Origin of the sequence: Mycolicibacterium chlorophenolicum (assembly GCF_001044235.1) — a bacterium.
In the GTDB taxonomy this organism is placed as follows: Bacteria; Actinomycetota; Actinomycetes; order Mycobacteriales; family Mycobacteriaceae; genus Mycobacterium; species Mycobacterium chlorophenolicum.
Map to the genome: position 1 here is coordinate 52,726 of NZ_JYNL01000010.1, position 22,013 is coordinate 74,738.

Consider the following 22,013-nt stretch of genomic DNA (forward strand, 5'->3'; position numbering starts at 1 on the left):
TTGCGCCGTGTCACGACAGGTCGACGAGCGCCAGCTCGTCGCCGGCCGCGTCGGAGTCCTCCTCGGCCAGCGCTTCCCTCGTGATCTCCAGCAGTGCCGTCGAGTACTGCCGGGCAAAGGATTCCACATCGGTGGGCCCGAGCCGGCGACTGTCGTACCACCAGTCGGTGTGCAGCACGCCGCCGGTCCGGTACACGCGCAACTCCAGCGCGTGCCCGAGGCCGGGCAGTGCGTCGCGGATGGGCAGCGCGGTGTCGGCGTCGAAGCGCACCGGCGCGTCCTCGGGCTGCTCGGCGGGCACCTCGGGGATCGTGCCGACGTGGGTGAACAGGATGTCGGCCGACCGGGTCTCCCCCAGCGCCTTAGCCGTCGGCGCGTACAGGTACCGCAGCAGGCCGTACCCGATGCCGTAGTGCGGCACCGCCTTCAGCGTCTCGCGGACGTCCTCGAGCAGCGCCCCCGCACCCGTGTTCTGGGCCGACGCCGCGGTCAGCGCGACCGGGTGCAGGGTGGAGAACCACCCCACCGTACGCTGCAGGTCGACGTCGGGCTTGAGCACCGAGCGGGCACGCCCGCCGACGTCAACCGCCACCGCGCCCTCGCCGACCGTCGCCGCGACGGCCCGGCCCAGAGCGGCGAGCAGGATCTCCTCGACCGGCAACCGCAGCCGCCGCCGCGTGTCGTCGATCTCGCCGGTCTCGGCGGCCGACATCGCCGCCGAGAACCGCACCAGATCGTCGGCGCCCGGCCGCTCGGCCGGTTCGGGTCCGGCCACGCTCACCGTCGCGGCGCGCGCGGTCTGCAGCCAGTAGTCGCGACTGTCCAGCACCGCCGGGTGCGTGGCCAGCCCGGCGCAGCGCTGCGACCACTCCCGCCACGACGTGGGGACCGCGGCCAGGGCGATCTCCTCCCCCGCCATCCGCTGGGAGAACGCGGTGAAGATGTCGGTCAGCAGCACGTCGCGCGACACCCCGTCGTCGCCCGGTCCGCCGGCCACCCCGTGCAGGCTCAGCGCCAGGTAGGACGGGCCGCCCGCGCTGCCGCGCAGGAACGTCGCCGTCAGCGGCGCGGTCAGCAACTGGTGTTCGCGAACCTGCTCGTCGAGCGCGGCCTGCACAGCCTCCCGCTCCTGCGGGCTGCCCGCGGACACCCCGTCGGGCAGGGCACGCACGACCAGTTCGGTGAACTCGCCGGGCTCGGCGATGTGCTGCTCCCAGACGCCGGCCCGTTCCACGAGATGCACCCGCAGCGCGTCGTGAACGCCCGTGACGGCGGTCAGCACCGCGCGCACGTCGTCCTCACCGATGTCGGCGCGCAGCCCCAGGATGACCGGGGTGCGCCAGCGGCCGACGTCGCGCAGGCCGTGCTCGAGGAAGTACGCCACGTTCGGCGGCACCGGCGGGGTGACCACGTCGTCGAGCGAATGCCGGGCCAGCCCGCCCTCGGCGTACCGCGCCGTCAACACCTTGGCCAGCGACGACACCGTCTGGTTCTCGTAGAGATCCTGCGGGGTGAGGTCCAGGCCGCGGTGGCCCGCGGTCATCGCCACGCTGATCGCGATCAGCGAGTCGCCGCCCAGCTCGAAGAAGTTGGCGTTGCGGTCGATGTCGGACAGGCCCAGGCACTGCGCCCAGACCTGCTGCAGCGCGGTCTCCACCGAGGACGTGCCGCCCGCGGTGGCCGGCGCCCCCGACATCCCGGCGGGCGAGGCCGCATCCACGGCGATGCCGTTGGCGCCCGCACCGGCCAGCCACGCCGCGTTCGCGTTGTGCTCGACCCAGTGCCGCTGCTTGGCGAACGGGTAGCCCGGCAGCGTCACCAGCTGCGGCTCGCTGTCGGTGCCCTGGTTCCAGTCGACCTCGACGCCCGCCGCCCACAGCTGGCCGAGACCGAGCAGGAAGGTGTCGGAGTCGCTGCGGTTCTGGGCCTGGTGGCGCATCAGCCGCACCGCGCGGTGCCGCTCCGACCAGCGCGGGTGGCGGCCGGCCGACGACGTCAGCGTGCCGCCGGGACCGACCTCGACGAGCACCCGGTCGGGCGCGCTCAGCAGCATGTCGAGCTCGTCGGCGAAGCGCACCGTGGCCCGGATCTGGCGGGCCCAGGTGGTCGGGTTGGTGGCCTCGGCCGCCGACATCGTGGTGCCGGTGATGTTGGACAGCAACGGAATTCGCGGCTCGTGCAGCGTCATGCCGGACAGGAACGCGCTGAACTCGGCGACCACGGGATCCATCAGGCGGGAGTGGAACGCGTGCGAGGTGCGCACCCGCCGCGCGGCGATGCCCTTCTCGGCCAGGCCGGCCTGGAAGGTGCGGATCGCCTCCTCGCTGCCCGCGACGACGCAGCTGCCCGGATCGTTGATCGTCGCGACGTCCACGTCGCCGGTGAGGTGCTCGGCGATGGCCTCGGGGCTCAGCGGAACCGCGACCATCACGCCGCGCGGCGCGGCGTGCATCAGCTGCGCCCGCTTGGAGACGACCTTGACCGCGGTGTCGAGGTCGAACACGCCCGCGATCGTGGCGGCCGGGTACTCCCCGATGCTGTGGCCCGCCATCACGGCGGGCTCCACGCCGTAGGACTGGATCAGCCGGGCCAGCGCGTACTCCACGGTGAACAGCGCGGGCTGGGCACGATCGGTGTGCTCGAGGTTGCGGCCCACGCCGTCGAAGATCTCGGCGCGCAGGTCGTAGCCCATCTCGTCGCTGAAGGCGGTCGCGCACTCGTCGAAGTGACGGGCGAACACCGGCTCGCCGTCGTACAGCCCGCGGGCCATCCCGATGTGCTGGGCGCCCTGGCCCGGGAACAGGAACGCCACCCGGTCGGCCGAGGACTCGGCGTCCGGCACCCCATGGCCTTCGAAGACGTTGTCGGTCTCGGTTGCCGACAGCACCGTCGCGGCGTTGGCCTGGTCGTGCACGACGGCGGCAAGCCGGAACGGGTCCTTGCGGCGCCGGGTCAGCGTGTAGGCGGCGTCGGGCAGGCTGATCTCGTCGCTGACGGCCAGCTCCGCGGCCAGCGCGGCCCGCGACTGCGCGAGCGCCTCCTGGGTGCGGGCGGAGAGCACCAGCACCTGCGGCCGCGCGCTCGGTGTCGGGGCCGGTGCGGTCGGCGCCTCCTCGAGCACGATGTGGGCGTTGGTGCCGCCCACCCCGAACGAGCTGACCCCGGCGCGCCGGATGCCGTCGGACTCCCACGGGCCGTCGGCGTTGCGGATCCGGAACGGTCCGCGGTCGATGTGCAGTTCCGGGTTCGGGCTGGTGTAGTGCAGCGTCGCCGGGATCGCCTTGTGCTCCAGGCACAGGATGGCCTTGATCAGCCCGGCGATGCCGGCCGCGGTCTCGAGGTGGCCGATGTTCGACTTCACCGAGCCCAGGTAGCAGGGCGCGCTGCGGGTGTCCTCGGCCAGCTCGAACGCCTGACGCAGGCCCTCGATCTCGATCGGGTCGCCCAGCGGGGTGCCGGTGCCGTGCGTCTCGACGTAGGTGATCGAGGACGCGTCGACGCCCGCGATCGCGTGCGCCTCGGCGATGACCTCGGCCTGCCCGAGCGCGTTCGGCGCGGCGTAGGTCATCTTCGTCGCGCCGTCGTTGTTCAGCGCCGAGCCGCGGATCACCGCGTGGATGCGGTCACCGTCGTCGATCGCGTCGGCCAGCGCCTTGAGGACCACCACGCCGACGCCGCTGGCGAAGATCGTGCCGTCCGAGCGGACGTCGAACGGGCGGCACTGCCCGGTCGGCGACACCATCGCGCCCTGCTCGTACCAGTAGCCGACGTGGTGTGGGATGCGCAACGAGGACCCGCCCGCCAGCGCGATGTCGCATTCGCCGTTGAGGATCGACTGGCACGCCAGGTGCACCGCGACCAGCGACGACGAACACGCGGTGGCCACCGACAGGGCCGGGCCGCGGAAATCGAACTGGTGGGCCACCCGGGTGGCGAGGTGGTCCTTGTCGTTCTGCAGCGACAGGTTGACCATCTCGAAGCTGGCGCCCTGCCCGATCACCATCATCGGGTCGAAGTTCGACATCAGGTTGTGCAGCAGGTAGCCACTCGAGCTGCTGGTGCCGAACACACCGACGGTGGACTCCAGGCCCTTGGGGTCGTAGCCGGCGTCTTCGAGCGCGTGGAACACCGACTGCAGGAACAGCCGGTGCTGCGGGTCGAGCATGCGCGCCGCGTACGGGGTGAACCCGAAGAATTCCGCGTCGAACTCCTCGATGCCCGGCATCAGCCCCGCGCGCCGGACGTAGCCGCGGTTGGCCAGCGCCCGCTCGGTGACGCCGTTGGCCAGCAGCTCGTCCTCGGACAGGTCGACGATGGACTCCACGCCGGCCCGCAGATTGCGCCAGAACGCCGACACCGACTCGGCCCCCGGGAACTTCCCGGCCATGCCGATGACGGCGATGGCGTTGTCGGGGAGCTCCGCTTGGTTGTCCGTCACGATCGTGGTCCTACTTTCCGCCGCGATGCGGCACGTTGACGCGCGGCGGCACGCTGTTGGGCGCGCTCGCGCAGCGCGTTGGGACGCTCCGCGTCCTCCTGCTCCTCGAGCCCCAGCTGGCGGATCAGATCCACCGCGAGGTCGTTGAGCGTGGCGCCCTGCAACAACAGTGCCACCGGCGGCTCGACCCCGAAATCGCCGCGGATGGTGTTGCGCATGCGCACCGCCATCAGCGAATCGAGACCGAGCTCGGTCAGCGGCTGCGCGACGTCGACCGCGCTGTCGTCGGAGTAGCCCATGATCGCCGAGATGCGGCGGCGCAGCCGGGCCACCACGACCCGGTTGACCTCCGCGGCGTCCATGGTCTTGAGCGCGTCCGCGCCGCCCCAGTCGTCGTCGATGTCGTCGGTCTGGAGCTCGCCGATCAGGTCGGTGAAGAACCCGATCTGATGGATCTCGGGGAACGCCGCGGCGGCACGGTCGAGCCGCAGCCGCGCGATGCCCACCCGGGACAGCCCGGCGGCCAGCACGCCGCCGAGCGCGTCGACGCCCTCGGCCGGGCTGATCGGGTCGAGCACCGAGAACCGCAGCGTGCTGGCCAGACCCACGTCGGCCCACTGGCCCCAGTTGATCGCGATCGCGGGCAGCCCCGCCGCCTGCCGCGCCGCCACCAGCCCGTCCACCCAGGCGTTGGCGGCGGCGTAGGCCGCCTGACCCGGTGAACCCAGCAGCGACACGATCGAGCTGAAGCCGACCCACCAGTCCAGGTCCTTGCCGACGGTGGCCTCGTGCAGCCGCAGCGCGCCGGTCGCCTTCGGCGCCCAGATCGTGTCCAGGCTCTCGCGGGTGAGGCCGACGAAGATCTCGTCCTCGAGCACCGCGGCCGAGTGGATGACACCGCGCAGCGGCTTGCCGGTCTCCTCGGCGGCGGTGACCAGCCGGTCGGCCACCCCCGGGTCGGCGATGTCGCCGGTGACGACCGCGATCTCGGCGCGCTGCGACAGCCCGTCGAGAACGGCCTGCACCTCCTCGGAGGGTCCGCGGCGGCCGTTGAGCACGAGACGTCCCGCGCCGTGCTCGACCAGCCAGGTCACCACGGACATGCCGACGCCGCCCAGCGCACCGGTCACGACATAGGAGCCGTCCCTGCGGACGGTCAGCTGTCCCGGGGTGGCCGGCAGCGCCGCGCGGGAAAGCCGCTCGACGAACCGGGTGCCGCCGCGCCACGCGATCACGTCATCGGCACCGTTGGCGTCGATCTCGGCGGCCAGCGCCCCGGCCGGGTCGTCGGCGCCGGTGTCGAGCAGCGTGGTCTTCAGATCCGGATGCTCGTAGGCCAGCACCCGCACCAGGCCCTTGAGGCTGTTGGCGGCCGGGTTGCCCGGCCCGTCTTCGGCAGCGACGACCAGGCCGCCGCGGGTGACCAGCCACAGCCGCGGCGCCTTGCCGTGCCAGCTGCCCACGATCGCGCGCACTGTGCCGGCCACGCCCCAGATCACGTCGCGGGCATGGTCCAGTCCGGCTGCGGCGTCGGCGGCATCGCCGGAGCCGAAGTCGCCGAACACGATCACGCCGGCCGGTGGCAGGTCGGGGTCGGCCGTCGCGGTGGCGAACGCCTCCCGCACGGCCGCCTCGTCGCCGAGGTCGGCGGTGACGACCCGCCGGGTGGCGCCGCCGAACCGGGTGGCGAAGTCCTGCGCCGCGGCCAGGCCCGCCGAGCCGTCGGCCAAAGCCAGCCAGCTGCCCGTCGGCGATCCCGCCGTCGTCGCCGCCGACTCGACCCACCGGGAGTCGAAGATCTTCTGCGACAACGGAAGTGGGACGGTGCGCCGCTGGACCCGCTTCAGGGTGACGTTGTCGACGCGCGCCAGCACGGTGCCGGTGTCGTCGGTCAGCGTGACGCGGCCGACGGCGTCACCCGTGTCGGCGACCACGCTGACCAGTTCGGCGCGGCACCGGGCGCGCCGCCCGACCGTCCCGAACACCCGGATCGAGCCGAACGCGACCGGCAGATAGGTGTCCTCGCCGGAGTCGGCGAGCGTGGAGTCGCTCATCGCGGCGGCCAGGCCCTGCAGCGCGGCGTCGAGCATCACCGGGTGCAGCGCGATACCCCGGTGCGGCGTCGCCTCGTCGGGCAGCTCGATCTCGGTGTCGGCCGCATCGGTCGACCGCGCGATGCGGGTCAGCGCCGCGAACGCGTGGCCGTGATGGGCGCCGGTTCGGCGCAGCGCGGTGTAGAAGTCGGCCGGGGACACCGGGGTGCCGCCCGCCGTGGGCGTCACCTTCGCCGGTGCGTCGCCCGCGTCGACGGCCCGGACGGTGCCGACCGCGTGCCGGGTCCAACCGCCCGCGTCGGACCGCGAGTGGATCTCCACCCGCAGCGCGCCGTCGTCGGCGGTGTGCAGCTGGGTGGTGAGCTTCGTGTGCGGGTCGAGCGGCAGCATCTGCTCGACCTCGACCGAGACCTCGACCCCGGTCGCGGGCACGCCCAGGGCCTCCTGGGCCGCGGCCAGCGCGATCTCGGCGAATCCGGCGCCGGGCATCACCGGCAGGCCGTGCACGATGTGGTCGGCCAGCCACGGATGCGGCTCGGTGCCGACGTCGGACTGCCAGACGTGGCCGCTGCCCGACGGCAGTTCCACGTGCAGGCCCAGCAGCGGGTGCGCACCGGTGAACTGCTGACCCGACCCGCGGTCGGACTGCCAGAACGGCACGTGCTGCCAGGCACTCGTCGGCGCGTCCACCACGCGGCCGAACTCGCCGTCGGCGGCCTTGACCGCCGGCGGGCGCACCGCGGCGAGCTGCGCGTGGAACGCCAGCGTCTCCGGGTGGTCCCGGTTCACGGTCGAGCCGACGTGGAACCGCCGGCTGGTCGACTGCGCGGCGAGGGTGTCGGAGATCGCGTGGCTCAGCAGCGGATGCGGGCTGATCTCGATGAAGTTGCTGTTCTCGGCCGACGCCTCGTGCACGGCCTGGCTGAACCGCACCGGGTTGCGCAGGTTCGCGGCCCAGTAGTCGGCGCTGTACATCAGCGAGGAGCCGGTGTAGGCGACGGTCGAGACCAGCGGGATCTTCGGCGCGGCCGGGCTCAGCGCGGTCAGCGCCTCGCGCAGCTCGGGCAGCACCGGGTCGATGGTCGGGTGGTGCGACGCCACGTCCACCTCGACGCGGCGGGCCAGCTTGCCCTGCCCGTCGACCTGCGCGACGAGCTCGTCGACCTGATCGGGCGGTCCGGCGATCACCACCTGCTTCGGTGACGCGTACACCGCGATCGTCACGTCCGGACGGTCGGCGATCAGCTTCTCCGCCGCCGCGGGATCGAGTTCGAGCAGCGCCATCGCGCCCTGGCCGGACAGCCGCTTCATCAGCCGGGTCCGGGTGGCGATCACGTCGAGGCCCTCGGCGGGCGTGAGCACCCCGGCCACCACCGCGGCCGTCGTCTCGCCCATCGAGTGGCCGATCACCGCGTCGGGTTCCACGCCGTAGGAGCGCCACAGCTCCGTCAGTGCCAGCTGCATGCCGACCAGCACCGGCTGGATGCGGTCGATGCCGACGACCGGCTCGCCGGCCTCCAGCGTCTGGCGCAGCGAGAAGCCCACCTTGTCGACGAATGCCGGCTCGAGCTCGTCGACGGCCTTGGCGAACGCCGGCTCCTCGGCCAGCAGCGCCTTGCCCATGCCGGCCCACTGCGCACCCTGCCCCGAGTACAGGAACACCGTGCCCTTGCCGACCTTGGCGTCGTGCGCGCCGATCACGCCGGGCGCGCTCTGGCCGGCGGCCAGCGCGCGCAGGCCCGTCACGGCCTCGGCGTGGGTGCGGGCGCACACCGTGGCGATGGTCTGGTAGCGGCTGCGGTGGTGGTTGACGGTGAACGCGACATCGGTGAGCGGCACCGCCGCGCCGTCGCCCTCCAGCCAGTCGGCCAGCGCCTTCGCCGACGCGGCGAGGCGGGCCGGGGTCTTGCCGGAGACCACCAGGGTGGTCACGCCGGTTTCCGGTGCGGGCGTTGCCGCCGGGCTCTCCGGTCCCTGCTCCAGCACGATGTGGGCGTTGGTGCCGCTGAAGCCGAACGACGACACCGCCGCGCGGCGCGGGTGGTCGCTGGTGGGCCACTGCTTGGCCTCGGTCGGCACGAACAGCCGCGTCGGCTTCGGGTCGATCTGCGGATTCCACTTGTCGAAGTGCAGGTTCGGCGCGATCGTGCCGTGCTGCAGCGTCAGCACGGTCTTGATGAATCCGGCCACGCCGGCGGCCGCCTCGAGGTGGCCCATGTTCGTCTTGAGCGTGCCCAGCGCGCAGGGCACCTCGCCCTTGCCGTAGATCGCGGCCAGCGCGTCGAACTCGATCGGATCGCCGAGAGCCGTTCCGGTGCCGTGGCATTCGATGTAGTCGACGGTCGCCGCCGCGACGTCGGCCGACTTCAACGCCCGGGTGAGGACGTCGCGCTGCGACGGCGCGTTGGGGGCGGTGAGGCCGTTGGAGCGGCCGTCCTGGTTGACGGCCGAGCCGCGCACGACCGCGAGCACACGGTCCCCGTCGCGCACCGCGTCGGTCAGCCGCTTGAGCACCACGACGCCGGCACCTTCGCCGCGGACGAACCCGTCGGCACGCGAGTCGAACGCATAGCAGTGCCCGTGCGGCGAGAGCATGCCCCACTTGGCCAGCGCCAGTTGGGTTTCCGGGCGCAGGTTGAGGTTCACGCCGCCTGCCAGCGCGAGGTCGCTCTCGCGCATGCGCAGGCTCTGGCAGGCCAGGTGGATCGACACCAGCGACGACGAGCACGCGGTGTCCACGGCCACCGCCGGGCCCTTGAGGCCCAGCAGGTAGGCGATGCGGCCGACGGTCACGCTGTGCGCGTTGCCGGTCGCCGAGTACGCGTCGATGGCGTCGGCGTTGTCGGGCGAGGCGTTCTGATACTCGCTGTAGTAGACGCCCAGCATCACCGCGGTGCGGGATTCGCCGAGCTGATCGGGGGCGTACCCGGCGTTCTCCAGCGCCTCCCAGGCGACCTCGAGGGCCACCCGCTGCTGCGGATCCATCGACGTCGCCTCACGCGGGGTGATGCCGAAGAAGTCGGCGTCGAAGCCGGTCACGTCGTCGAGGTAGGCGCCCCACTTGGTGGGCATCCGGCCCGGCGCGCTCAGGTCGGGGTCGTAGAACGCCTCGGCGTCCCACCGGTCGGCGGGCACCTCGGTGACCGCGTCGGTGCCGCTCTCCAGCAGCTTCCAGAAGCTGTCGGGTCCGGTGACCCCGCCGGGCAGCCGGCAGCCGATGCCGACGACGGCGATCGGCTCGGCACCGGCGACGCGCGACGCCTTCTCGAACTGTTCGGCCAGCTTGTCGCGCTGCTCGACGGTCATCGCCGAGATCCGGTCGAAGGTGGTCTTCATCAGATGGCGCCCTCACTGCCGGCGTTGGCCGACTCGACGGAAGATTCGATGCTGTCGAACAGGTCGTCGAGACTGAACTCATCCGAGTCGTCCTCGGGTTCGGGCTCAGGCTCGGACTCCGGTGCGGCCTGCTGCGTCGGTGCGAGCAGTTCGGCGATGAACTGCGACAGCAGCGCGATCGACGGGTGGTTCCAGAGCATCGTCGCGGACAGGTCGATGCGCACGAGCGCCTTGGCGTCGCGCAACAGGTTCATCGCCATCATCGAGTCCAGGCCCAGCTCGGGGAACGGCGCGTCGACGTCGACCGCGTCCTCCGGCATGCCGAGCTCGCGGGCCAGGATCGCGCGCAGCCGCACCCGCAGCTGCGCAATCGTGTCCGCGCCCGACATCGTCGTCCAGTCGACGAATTCGGTTGTCGCCGTTGCCGTCTGGCCCGTGCTCGGGGCCGGGGCCGACTCCACCGGGGCGAAGTGCAGGCCGCGGATGTCCACCCACGCGGCACCGTCGGGTCCGGTGACCACCGCGTCGACGACCAGTCCGTCGCCGGCGCCGGCCCGCCGGTACACCTCGATCACGGCCGGCCCGTCCACCGCGGCGTCGGCCTCGGCGAGACTCTCGACGCCCGCGGGCAGCAGCAGCGCCGGGTTGTCGGCGTCGGCGAGGCGGGCCACATGCACGGCGGCGTCCAGCAGCGCCGCAGCAGGCGTGTCCGTTCCCGCGGGCACGTCGACCGTGCCCCGGGCGCCGGCGGCGGTGGCGGTGGCGTCGGCGACGGTCCAGGAGAACGGCCGGCCCTCCACCCCCCACGCGCGCTGCATCTCCTCGATCGCCGCGCCGTCGAACACCGTCCCGACGGGGCTCTGATCGCCCTGCGGCGCCGCCCCGGGGGCGGTGACCAGCGTGGCCCCGGCGTGCCGGGTCCACTTCTGCTCGGGGGTGTCGGGTCCGGCGCTCGACCACACGCTGAGCGCGTCGCCCGTGGCGACGACGTGGACGACCTTCGGCTGATCGGCGACGATCGGGTACTCGAACCGGATGTCCCCGGCGACCTTCCCGTCACCGATGCGGGCGGCCACGGCCGACAGCGTGTGCAGCACCACCGACACCGGCACCACCTCGACGCCGCGCACGCGGTGCGCAACCGGGTAGGACCGTTCGCCGGGCTGCAGCCGCGCCCGCCACACGTGATCGTGACCGGCCGCCTCGACCGGGTCGCCGAGCACCGTGCCCCAGGCAGGCGCGGGAAGCGCCGACAGGTCCGCGCCGTCGACCGGCCCGCTGACCAGGTGGTCGAGCACCTTGACCGCGGCGCGCATCCGGTAGGCGTCGGCCAGCCGCGGCCAGTCGGCGCCCGCGAGCACGATCTGCGTGCCGGCGTCGGGGCTGAGCACCGTCGGCAGCATCCGGATCGCGACGTCGTTGGGCATGGGCTCCAGCCCGGCCGCCTTCATCTGCGGCTGGGCGTCCGACCACGACTTCCACAGGCCCCAGTCCACGACCGTCGCCGGCAGGCCCAGCGCCCGGCGGGCGTAGGCGAACGCGTCGGCGAAGGCGTTGGCCGCCGTGTAATGGGCGACCGCGCGGGAACCGAGCAGCCCGGTGATCGACGAGAACAGCACGAACCGGCGTACGGCGGTGGTCAGCGACAGCTTGTGCAGCACCGCCGCGGCGTCGACCTTGGCCCGGAACATCGGCCGCAGGTCGTCGTCGGTCATGTCGGTGAGCAGCGCTTCGCCGCCCGCCAGCGACGCGAGGTACACGCCGTCGAGCGGCGGCAGGTCGGCGCCGAACCGGTCGAACACCGCAGCCATCGACGCCTCGTCGGCGGCGTCGGCGGCGACCTCGACCAGCGTGGTGCCGTGCGGGGCCAGCTCGGCGGCCAGCTCGGCGAGCCCTGTGCCGCGCCGCGACACCGCGACGACCGTCGAGGCGCCCATCTCGGCGAGCTGGCGGATCAGGTACGGGCCGACGTTGCCGGTGGCGCCGACGACGAGGTGGCTGGTGCCGCTCTCGAGGCGGCTGACCGCCACCGCCGGCAGCGCCGCCGACTCCAGCCGCGGAACACGCCGTTCGCCGACCCGGTAGACCACCTGGTCGTCGCGGTCGGTGTCCCCCAGCGTCGACGCCTCGGTGCGCAGGTAGGCGCCCAGCAGTTCCGGCGGCAGCGTCTCGTCGACGTCGACCAGACCGCCCCAGAACTCGGGATGCTCCAGCGCCAGCGTGCGACCCTGGCCCCACAGCACTGCGTGCGCGGGGTTCGCGCGGTCCCCGTCGACGACCGGCTGCGCGTTGCGCGTCGCAACGAAGAGCCTTGGTGCCGAACCGGTTCCGGCCAGCGCGACCACGAGGCGGCGCAGCTCGTCGAACATCTGGTAGGCCGCGGCGGCGTCGAAGCGCTGCGCGGGCACCGACGGTGCGTACACGACGACATCCGCTGCGCCGAAAGCACTCTGGAGCGCGGCGGGGTCGTCCAGCGCGGACAGCGGCAGCCCCTGCGCGCCCAGCGCCTTCGCCAGGCCCTCGTCGTCGGAGAGCACCAGCCAGGAGCCGTCGGCGCGGGCTGCGCCGAGCTCACGTACCGGCCAGCTCAGCCGGTGCATCCACTCGTGGTAGCCGCCCTCGCCGCCGGCCGGCGACACCGCAGAACCGTTGTCCTCAGCCGCTTTTCGCATCGCGGCGGTGTGGATCCAGTGGTGCGAGTGGTGCCACGGCGTGGTCGGGATCTGCACCCGCGGGCCGGGCCGCTCCGGCGTCTTCGGCGGCCGCGTCGTGTGGGTGGCATTGAGGTTCGTGCGGAAGGTGAGCGTGTCGTTGGCGTCGCGCTGCAGCGTGGCGATGCTGTGGTGGTGCTGCTCGGCCAGCGTGTCCTTGATCGCGTAGCCCAGCAGCGGGTGCGGGCTCACCTCGACGAACACGGCGTGGTCGGCCCCGGCGGTGGCGACCGCGCGGGCGAACCGCACCGGGTTGCGCAGGTTGGCCACCCAGTGGTCGGCGTCGAACACGTTCGAACCATCGGTCGGCCGCTGATCGGTGGTCACGATCACCGGGATGGCCGGCGCCTTCGGCTGCAGCGTCGCCAGTTCGGTGCGCAGCTCGTCGAGGATCGGATCGATGATCGGGTGGTGCGAGGCCACGTCGACGTCGACGCGGCGGGCCAGCCGGTCCTGCGCGTCGACCACCGCGACCGCGGCGTCGACCTGGTCCGGCGGGCCGGCGATCACGGTCTGATGTGGCGAGGCGTAGACGGCCACGGTCAGCCCGTCGTAGCCGGCGATCAGCTTCTCGGCCGCTGCGGCGTCGAGTTCCAGCAGGGCCATCGCGCCCTGCCCGGACAGGCGCTTCATCAGCCGCGAGCGGGTGGAGATCACCTTCAGGCCGTCGGCCGGGCTGAGCGCGCCGGCCACCACCGCGGCCGTCACCTCACCCATCGAATGCCCGATCACGGCGTCGGGGACGACGCCGCAGGACCGCCACAGCGCGGTCAGGGCCAGCTGCACCCCGACCAGCACCGGCTGGATGCGGTCGATGCCGACGACGGTCTCCCCGGACGTCAGCACGTCGCGTAGCGAGAACCCGGCCTGCGCGACGAAGTCGGGCTCCAGCTCGTCGACCGCCGCGGCGAACGCCGGCTCGTCGGCCAGCAACCGTCGGCCCATGCCGGCCCACTGCGAGCCCTGCCCCGAGTACAGGAACACCGTGCCGGAACCGCAGGCGCCGTCGTGCACGGGCACCACACCCGGCGCCGGGTAGCCCCCGGCGATCGCCCGTAGCCCGGCGACGGCCTGGTCGCGGTCGGTGGCGGCCACGGTGGCGAACCGCGGGTGCTGGGCGCGGCGGTGATTGAGCGTCTCGGCGACGTCGGCCAGGCCGACCGACGCGGCGTCCGGGCTCTGCAGCCAGTCGGCCAGCGCGCCGGCCAGCGACGCGACACGGGCCGGGGTCTTGCCGGTGACCACCAGTGTGCTCACCGGCGGTTCCGGTTGAGCCGCCGGCGTTTTCGCAGGGTCGGGCTCGGGGGCCTGCTCGAGGACGATGTGGGCGTTGGTGCCGCTGACGCCGAACGACGACACCGCGGCGCGGCGCGGACGGTCGTGGGCCGGCCAGTCCATCGGCTCGGCGGCGATGTGGAACTTCGACGCGCCCTCGGACGCCTGCGGGGTCATCTTCGTGAAGTGCAGCTGCTTGGGGATGTGGCCGTGCGCCACACTGAGCACCGTCTTGATGAAGCCGGTGACGCCCGCCGCGGACTCCAGGTGCCCGAGGTTCGTCTTGACCGACCCGAGCACCAGCGGCGCGGAGTCCTTGCGGTCGCCGTACACGGCGGCCAGCGCGTCGAGCTCGATGGGGTCGCCGAGCCCGGTGCCGGTGCCGTGTGCCTCGATGTAGTCGATGTCCGACGGGGCCAGCCGCGCGTTGGCCAGCGCGGTGCGCATCAGCTCCTGCTGGGCGGGGCCGTTGGGGACGGTCTGGCCGCTGCTGGCGCCGTCCTGGTTGACCGCCGAGCCGCGGACGACCGCGAGCACGCGGTCCCCGTCGCGCAGCGCGTCGGTGAGGCGCTTGAGCACGACGACGCCGCAGCCCTCGCTGCGCACGTAGCCGTCGGCGTCGGCGTCGAACGTCGCGCACCGGCCGGTCGGCGACAGCATGCCCCACCGCGAGCAGGCGATGTTGTTCTCCGGGCTCAGGATCAGGTTCACCCCGGCGGCCAGCGCGTGGTCGCTCTCGCCGCGGCGCAGGCTCTGGCAGGCCAGGTGGATCGACACCAGCGACGACGAGCACGCGGTGTCGCTGACCACCGCGGGACCCCGCACGCCGAGGAAGTAGGACAGCCGACCGGCCGCGAAGTTCGGCGCGTTGCCGAACGGGATGTAGGGGTCGATCTCCTCGGGCTCGAGCTTGCCGATCACCGAGCGGAAGTAGTCGTTGGCGGTCAGGCCGACGAACACGCCGGTCGACGAGCCGCGCAGCGATCGCGGGCTGATGTTGGCGTCCTCGAGCGCCTCTACCGCGACCTCCATCAGCAGCCGCTGCTGGGGATCCATGCCGGCGGCCTCGCGCGGGGAGATCGAGAAGAACTCCGCGTCGAACTCGTCGGGCTGCCAAGTGGTCAGGAACCCGCCCTCGCGGTTGACGATGGTGCCGGGCACGCTGTGGTCGGGCGAGTAGAACTCGTCGGCGTCCCAGCGGTCGGCCGGCACCCGGATGACGCCGTTGCCGCCGTCGAGCAGCAACTGCCAGAACTGCGACGCGTTGTCGACCCCGCCGGGCAGTCGCGCGCCGATGCCCACGACGGCGATCGGTTCGGTCTCGGCCTTCTCGGCCACCGCCAGCCGCGCGCTCAGATCGTCGATCTTGCGCAGGGCCTCGGTGATGATCGCCCGGCGATCCGGCGAAGCAGGCGACGCTTGGGTCATCTCAGTCAACTCAATCTTTCCGAAAGTCTGGCAAGCAGTTCGTCCTCGGCCAGGTCGTCGTAGGCGTCTGCGGCCTCGTCGGAGCCGTCACCGCCCTCGCCCGCCGCGACCTCGTCGTCGTGACCGGCGGTCTCGATTATCTCAGGCAGGACCGACGCCAGATAATCGGTGAGCGCCTCGATGGTCGGATAGTCGAACACCACCGAGGCAGGCAGGACCTCCCCAAGGCTTTCGCTCAGAGAACGTTGCAACGTTACGCTCATCAGCGAATCCATGCCGAACTGGAAGAACCCGACGGTCGGATCCAGCGTGTGCGCCGAGGCCAGCCCCATCGCCGCGGCGACCTGGGCACCGACATGGTCGGCCAGCAAATCTCTGCGTCGCTCCGGGTCGGCGGCACGCAGCTCACCCCGGAATGGGGTGTCCCCGGTCAACGCGGCCTGCGTGCCCGCGTCCTCGGCGAGCAGGTCGTCGAGGATGTGCAACTGGGCGCGGGTGTGGTATGCGGCGGCCAGCCGGGGCCAGTCCGCGGCGACCACGGTGGCGCGCGCCGGCGCCACGGGCCCGACGAACAGGCGCAGCGCCTCGATCGCGGTGTCGTCGTCCATCGGCTCCAGGCCCGACTCGGCCGTCGCCTGCTTCTCGAAGCCCTCCTGCACGTCGGCGAGCGACTTCCACAGACCCCAGTTGATCGCGGTGGCCGGCAGGCCGGCCGCGCGCCGGGCGAACGCGAACGTGTCCAGGAACGTCGTCGTCGCCGCGTAGTGGGCCAGCCAGCGGGAGCCGAGCACACCGGAGATCGACGAGAACAGCACGAACTGCTCGACCGGGTGTCCCAGCGACAGCGTGTGCAGCAGCGCGGCGGCGTCCATCTTGGAGCGAAACATCGCGACGACGTCGTCGTGCGTCATCTCCGCCAGCGTCACCGGTCCCCCGCTCATCGCGGCGAGGTAGATCCCGCCCAGCGGCGGCAGGTCGGTGCCGAACCGGTCGAACAGTGCGCGCAGCGCCGTCTCGTCGGAGGCGTCGGCGGCCGCGGTGACGACCGTGGTGCCCGTCGTCGCCAGCCGTGCGGTCAGCTCGTCGAGCCGGCCGCCGGGGTTCCGGGAGACGGCCACCACGGTTTTCGCCCCCATCGCGGCGAGCTGCTCGATCAGCCGGGGCCCGATGTTGCCGGTGGCGCCGATGACCAGGTGCGCCCGGTTCGGGTCCAGCACGGCGGTGCCGGCGGCCGTGGGCGGCTGGTGTACCAGCCGGGCCACCCGGCGCGTACCCGCCCGGTACACGACCTGGTCCTCGCCGTCCCCGGCGTGAGCCTCGGCCAGCACCCAGCGCGCGGTCACCGGCGCCGGGACCGACGCGTCGACGTCGACGAGGCCGCCCCAGATCTCGGGATGCTCGAGGGCCAGCGTGCGGCCCAGCCCCCACAGCACCGCCTGGGCCGGGTTGGCCCGGTCGCCCTCGCTGACGGGCTGGGCGTTGCGGGTCACCAGGTACAGCGCCGGGCGCGCCGGGCTCGCCGCGGCCGCCGAGGCGATCGCGCGGCCGGCCTCGAACAGTTCGTAGCCCAGCTCGTCGCCGTCGCGCTCCTGTGGGGCGTAGAGGACGTGGGTGGCGGCGGCCACCGCATCGGCCAGGCCGTCGTCGCCTGCCGCCAGCGTGCTCACCGGGCCGCCGAGCAGGCGGGCCATCGCCTCGCCGATCCGGGCGTCGCCGACGACCAGCCATGCGCCGTGCGACGGGGCCGAATCCTGCTGTTCGGCAAGGGGTTTCACCGGCCAGGTCAACGCGCAGAACCACTCGGCCGGCACCGTGGTGTCGGCGGGAACCGTGGCGGGACGATCCTCGGCGACGCGGCGCGCCGGCCGGACGTCGACCCAGTGCCGGGTGCGGTGCCACGGCGTGGCGGGCAGCACCACGTGCGGCTCGCCGTGGTGCGGGGTCTGCGGCGCGCGGGTGGTGTGCGTGGCGTTGAGGTTGGTGTGGAACGTGACGGTGTCGTCGGCGTCGCGGGAGAGCGTGCCGAGTGAGTGGACGTCGGTCTGCTCGGCCAGCGTGGCGGCGATCGGCTGCCCCAGCGTGGCGTGCGGGCTGATCTCGATGAAGGTGCCGTGATCGGCGGCCGCGGCGGTGACGGCACGGCTGAACTGCACCGGCCGGCGCACGTTGGCCACCCAGTAGTCGGCGTCCAGCGTCGGCGTCTCGGCGGGGTCGGTGACCGTGGACAGGAACCTCACCGTCGGAGCGCCGGCGTCGATGTCGGCCAGCGCCGCGCGGATGTCGGGCAGCACCGGGTCCATCAGCGCGGTGTGCGAGGCGACCACCATGTTCACCCGGCGGGCGAACGCGTTCTGCGCGGTCACCGCGGCGATGACGGCGTCCACCTCGTCGGGCAGGCCGGCGACCACGGTCTGGCGCGGCGACAGGTACCCGGCGATCTCCACACTCGGGTGACCGGCGATCTGGGCGGCGGCGGCGTGCTCGTCGAGCGCCAGCAGCGCCACGGCGCCCTGCCCGGCCAGCCGGGACATGATGCGTGAGCGGTGGGCGATCACCTTCAGGCCGTCGGCCAGGCTCAGGGCGCCGGCCGCCACGGCGGCGGTGACCTCGCCCATCGAATGGCCGATCACCGCGTCGGGGTGCACACCGTAGGAGCGCCACAGCTCGGTCAGGGCCAGCTGCAGGCCCATCAGCACGGGTTGCACCTCGGCGTCGCCGCTGACCGGCNACCGCGTCGGGGTGCACACCGTAGGAGCGCCACAGCTCGGTCAGGGCCAGCTGCAGGCCCATCAGCACGGGTTGCACCTCGGCGTCGCCGCTGACCGGCCGGCCCTCGGCGAGGATGTCGTGCAGCGAGAAGCCGACCTGTTCGACGAACACCGGCCCGATCTCGGCCACCGCCGCGGCGAACGCGGGCTCGTCGGCCAGCAGCTGCCGGCCCATGCCCGCCCACTGCGAACCCTGCCCGGAGAACACGAAGACGGTCCCCGGGCAGGGTTCGCAGTGGGCGNCCGATCTCGGCCACCGCCGCGGCGAACGCGGGCTCGTCGGCCAGCAGCTGCCGGCCCATGCCCGCCCACTGCGAACCCTGCCCGGAGAACACGAAGACGGTCCCCGGTTTCGGCGCGACCGCGCCCGCGGGCACGACTCCGGGCGCCGACCGCCCGGCGGCCAGCGCCTGCAGGCCCTCGACGGCGTGGGCCCGGTCGCGGGCGACGACCGTGCCGAACGTGCCGTGCTGGGACCGGTGGTGGTTCAGCGTGTGCGCGACATCGCTGAGCGTGGCCTCGGCGCCGGGGCCGGCCATCCACTCCGCGAGCATCGCGGCCTGCGACGCGACGCGCTCGGGCGTGCGGCCCGACACCACCAGCGTCGTCACGGCCGGCTCGGCCGGGTTGTCGGCGGGGACGGCCACCGGCGGCTGCTCGATGACGACGTGGGCGTTGGTGCCGCCGAAGCCGAACGACGAGATGCCGGCGCGGCGCGGCCGCCCGGCCGGCGCCCACTCGGTGTGCTCGTCGACGACGCGCAGCCGCAGCTTGTCGAACGGGATGTGCGGATTGGGGTTCTCGTATCCGCGGTTGGCGGGGATCGTGTTGTGCTGCAACGCCAGCACGGCCTTGGCGAACCCGGCGATACCGGCCGCCGCCTCAAGGTGCCCGAGGTTGGACTTGACCGCACCCAGCAGCAGCGGACGCTCCGCGGGCCGGCCCTTGCCCAGCACCGTGCCCAGCGCGCGGGCCTCGATCGGATCGCCCAGCAGCGTGCCGGTGCCGTGCGCCTCGACGTAGTCCACCTCGCGGGGGTCCACGCCGGCCGTCGCATAGGCGGCCCGCAGCACCGCCATCTGCGCCGACGGGTTGGGCGCCATCAGGCCGTTGGAGCGACCGTCCTGGTTGACCGCCGAACCCCGGATCACCGCGAGGATCCGGTCGCCGTCGCGCTGGGCGTCGGAGAGCCGCTTGAGGACCGCCACGCCGCAGCCCTCGCCGCGGACGAACCCGTCGGCGGCGGCGTCGAAGGCGTGGCACTGCCCCGTCTTCGACATCGCGTCGGCCTGATCCAGGCTGCGCGTGCCGGCCGGGGACAGCAGCAGGTTCACCCCCGCGGCCAGCGCCACGTCGGAATCGCCGGTGCGCAGGCTCTGGCAGGCCAGATGGATCGCCACCAGAGACGACGAGCATGCGGTGTCGATGGTCACCGACGGCCCGCGGAAGTCGAAGAAGTAGGACACCCGGTTGGCGATGATGCTGATCGAGCCGCCGGTGCCGTACCAGGCGTCCACCTGGCTGAGATCCGACGCGCCCAGCTGGGCGTAATCCCCCGCGCTGGCGCCGGCGAACACGCCGGTGCGTGTCTCGGCGAGCGTGTCGGCGGGGATGCCGGCGCTCTCCAGCGCCTCGTGCACCACCTCGAGCAGCAGCCGCTGCTGCGGATCCATCCGCATCGCCTCGCGCGGGATCACCTCGAAGTACTCGGCGTCGAACGCGTCGATGTCGCGCAGGTAGGAACCCCAGCGGGTGGTGCCCGCCAGCGCCGCCGCACCCTCGGCGGTGCCGTCGTCGAATGGGGCCCACCGGTCGGCGGGCACCTCGACCACCGACGAACGGCCCTCGGTCAGAAAGTCCCAGAACGCGTCCGGGCCCTCGATGTTGCCGTCGAGATCCGCGCCGCCGGGCAGCCGCAACCCCAGCCCGACGACCGCGACGGGCTCGTCGGCCGAGCCCGACCGGCCCGCGGCCGCGCCGACCGGAGTGTCGACGGGCTCGACCTCGCCGCCGGTCAGGAACCGGGCCAGCGCGTCGACCGTCGGGTACTGCCAGAAGTCGACCGGCGACACCGGGCGACCCAGGTACTCCGACAGCACCCCGGTCAGCACCACGGCGTCGCGCGAGCCCACGCCGAGGTCGTGCATCGACGCCCCTCGAGCGATCTGCTCAGGACTGCAACCGTTGTTCGTGACCAGATAGTCGGTGAGCCAGCGACGAACAGCAGCCTCGTCGAAAGCTGAGGTCATCTAAGTGGCGTCCAACCGGGTGAAGGCACCCTCGAGGTACAGGTCCTTGCTCATCGCGCGGCGCACCTTGCCGCTGGTCGTCAGCGGCAGCGAGCCCGGGGGTACCAGCGCGAAGTCCGACAGCCGCACGCTGTGCGTCATCGACACCGCCGAGGTGACCTGCTGGGTGACCGCCTCCAGCTCCGCCGGATCGACCTGCTTCTTCAGCTCGGCGATCACCACCAGCCGCTCGCTGGCGTCGTCGTCCACCGAGATCGCGGCCACCCGGCCGCCGGTGAACTCGGCCACCGTGCCCTCGATGTCGTCCGGGTAGTGATTGCGCCCGTCGACGATCAGCAGGTCCTTGATCCGGCCGACGAGGTAGAGCTCGTCGTCGAACAGCACCCCGAGGTCGCCGGTGCGCAGCCACGGGCCCTTGGGCGTGCCCGCGGTCGGCTCGGCGAGCTGGCCCGCGAAGTGCTTCTGCGTCAGCTCGGGGTTCTGGTAGTAGCCGCCGGCGACGTGCTCGCCGTGCAGCCACACCTCGCCGATCTTGCCCGCCGGGTTCTCGGTGAGGGTCTCCGGATCGACCACCCGTACCGTCGTGGTGCGCGGCCGGCCCAGCCCGATCTGCTCGGTACCACTCTCGTCATCGCAGCGCTCCGCGTGCCCCGCAGCGAGCTTCTCGTAGTCGAACCGCACCGACGTCGGCGGCCGCCCGCCCGCGGACGCCACCACGTACACCGTCGCCTCGGCCAGCCCGTAAGACGGGCGCATCGCCGAGTCCGGCAGGCCGAACGCCGCGAAGCGCTCGTTGAAGCGGCGCACCGTCGTGCCGTGCACCCGCTCGGCGCCGTTGATCATCACGGCCACCCCGCTCAGATCCTTGCCGGCCATGTCCTCGTCGCTGGTGCGCTTGACGGCCAGCTCGAACGCGAAGTTCGGCGCCGCGGTGAACGCACCCGGGTTCGACCCCAGCAGCTGCATCCAGCGGGACGGCTTCTGCATGAACGCGATCGGGCTCATCAGCACCGCGGGGCAGCCGAGCAGGATCGGGATGAACACGCCGACGATCAGCCCCATGTCGTGGTAGAAGGGCAGCCAGGACACCACGGTGGTGTCCTGCGGCGCGCGGCCGTCGGGGTGGCTCTCGTAGTAGTCGGTGAGCAGCTCGGGGACGTTGACGAGCACGTTCTTGTGGGTGACGACGACGCCGGCGGGCAGCCGGGTCGAACCCGACGTGTACTGCAGATACGCGGTCTTGGGCAGCGACACCGGGGCGGCGGGGCGCAGCGGTGAGTCGAAGTCCAGCGTGTCGACCTCGATGAACTTCGGGGGCCGCTGGCGGGGGTCGGCCTGGCCGTAGCGGCGGATGTCGTCGACGACGGCCGAGGTGGTCAGCACCGCGACGGGCTGGGAGTCCTTCATCGCGCCGGTGACGCGTTCGTCGTGCTGGCGCAGCTGCGGCATGGTCAGCGGTACGGCGATGAAGCCGGCCTCGATCGCGCCGAAGAACCCGATGATGTATTCGAGCCCCTGCGGGGCGAGCACCACGGCGCGGTCCCCCGGTGAGCCGATCTTGGCCAGCTGCGCGGCGACGACCTTGACGCGGTGGTGGAACTCCGCCCACGTCAGGCTGTCGGCGATGCCGCCCGGATCCGACTCGTAGTCGACGAACGTGTACGCGGTGTCCTCGGGCTGCTGCCGGACACGGTCAGCCAGGAGCGCGGGAATGGTCGTCACGGTGGGCGCCGTCAGTGCTGGCATCAGTGTTC

Annotated in this window: 5 protein-coding genes and 2 pseudogenes; all 7 read right to left on the reverse strand. The window is 72.7% G+C overall.

Going from position 1 to position 22,013, the window contains the following annotated elements:
• Nucleotides 1–10: 10 nt before the first annotated feature.
• Nucleotides 11–4,438, reverse strand: a complete 4,428-nt coding sequence (locus MCHLDSM_RS05790; RefSeq protein WP_268781250.1) for a type I polyketide synthase — start codon at nt 4,436–4,438, stop codon at nt 11–13.
• Entirely contained in the window at nt 4,435–9,828 is a 5,394-nt protein-coding gene (locus tag MCHLDSM_RS05795; RefSeq protein ID WP_048469291.1) for a type I polyketide synthase, read from the reverse strand. The genes MCHLDSM_RS05790 and MCHLDSM_RS05795 overlap by 4 nt, the downstream gene beginning before the upstream one ends.
• Complete coding sequence (locus MCHLDSM_RS05800; RefSeq protein ID WP_048469292.1) at nt 9,828–15,242, reverse strand: type I polyketide synthase; 5,415 nt, start codon at nt 15,240–15,242, stop codon at nt 9,828–9,830. Before MCHLDSM_RS05800 ends, MCHLDSM_RS05795 begins: the two co-directional genes overlap by 1 nt.
• A gap of 5 nt (nt 15,243–15,247) precedes the next feature.
• Nucleotides 15,248–17,969, reverse strand: a 2,722-nt coding sequence (locus MCHLDSM_RS05805) for a type I polyketide synthase (RefSeq protein ID WP_131722606.1), incomplete at its 5' end; no start/stop codon positions are given.
• Nucleotide 17,970: 1 nt separating this feature from the next.
• Nucleotides 17,971–18,252, reverse strand: a pseudogene (locus MCHLDSM_RS38420) (acyltransferase domain-containing protein); the annotation flags it as partial.
• Between the two features lies 1 nt (nt 18,253).
• Nucleotides 18,254–20,259 (reverse strand): annotated as a pseudogene (locus tag MCHLDSM_RS05810) (type I polyketide synthase); the annotation flags it as partial.
• A complete protein-coding gene (locus tag MCHLDSM_RS05815; protein WP_048469293.1) occupies nt 20,260–22,005 on the reverse strand; it encodes an AMP-binding protein in 1,746 nt (581 codons plus the stop codon).
• Between the last annotated feature and the right edge of the window lie 8 nt (nt 22,006–22,013).

Coding starts and splice junctions, on each gene's coding strand:
- MCHLDSM_RS05795 (WP_048469291.1), bottom strand. CDS start 9,828: ATGAAGACCACCTTCGACCGGATCTCGGCGATGACCGTCGAGCAGCGC.
- MCHLDSM_RS05800 (WP_048469292.1), bottom strand. CDS start 15,242: ATGACCCAAGCGTCGCCTGCTTCGCCGGATCGCCGGGCGATCATCACC.
- MCHLDSM_RS05815 (WP_048469293.1), bottom strand. CDS start 22,005: ATGCCAGCACTGACGGCGCCCACCGTGACGACCATTCCCGCGCTCCTG.